Here is an 830-nt window from a genome sequence, read left to right on the forward strand (position 1 = left end):
CTAAGAGGGCCGTACGGCCAGGGCGTACGACGGGACGGACGGCATGTTCCTCTACCGGCACCGAGCCTTGCTTACCACTGATGTGCGCCGTTTTACTTCGCTGACGCAGTTGCCCACGGCCGGGTGAACCCAACCACCGGCCGCCCGCTCCGATACGACGCAACCGTGATCGGCCCGCATCGGGTGCACCGGGCCTCGACCATCTTGCCGTCGCCCACGACGATCCCGACATGGCCTGGCCGCTCCGACGAACTGCCCGGTCCGCTGTTGAAGAACACCAGATCGCCGGGCTGCTCCTGGCCCGCCGGAACGCGGACGCCGAACGGCCACTGCTCGAAAGTGGTTCGGGGGATCCGTACCCCTGCGGCGGCGTACGCCTTCATCGCCAGTCCCGAGCAGTCGAAGGAGCTTGGACCCGTCGCGCCCCACCGATACGGCTTGCCCGTCTGAGCCAGCGCGAACCCCACCACGTTCGCCACCACGCGGCAGCGCGGGGGGACGCGCCCTGCTGATCCTTGTGCCACGCCTGTCGCAGACCCAGATTGTTCAGCGCCGGCTACTTGAGCTGTACAAGCGCGAAGCATGAACTCCGCGCCCCCGGCTGGAACTCCCGAGAAGGAGTAGGGCACACCGAGCACGCTCAGCACGGCCTTGACCGCGATCGCGCCCCGCCCGGAGCCGATCTGAACCGGCGCCTGGGTCCGTCCAGTCAACGGTGTAACTCGCGGCTGATTTCTTCTATCGCGAGGCCGGGGATAGCCGGCCTTCGAAGGTGATGGCGAAGGCGTTGAGGGCGGCCTTCCAGCGAGTGACCCAGCGTTTGCGGCCCT

General features: G+C 67.6%; 1 protein-coding gene. It reads right to left on the reverse strand.

The genetic code is table 11. The annotated features are described in order from the left end of the window. Positions 1 to 92: 92 nt before the first annotated feature. Positions 93 to 479, reverse strand: coding sequence for a C40 family peptidase (locus AP234_RS38300; RefSeq protein ID WP_431997912.1), 387 nt, complete (start codon positions 477 to 479; stop codon positions 93 to 95). Positions 480 to 830: the final 351 nt, after the last annotated feature.

It is taken from the genome of Sphaerimonospora mesophila (assembly GCF_001417795.1).
Classification (GTDB): domain Bacteria; phylum Actinomycetota; class Actinomycetes; order Streptosporangiales; family Streptosporangiaceae; genus Sphaerimonospora; species Sphaerimonospora mesophila.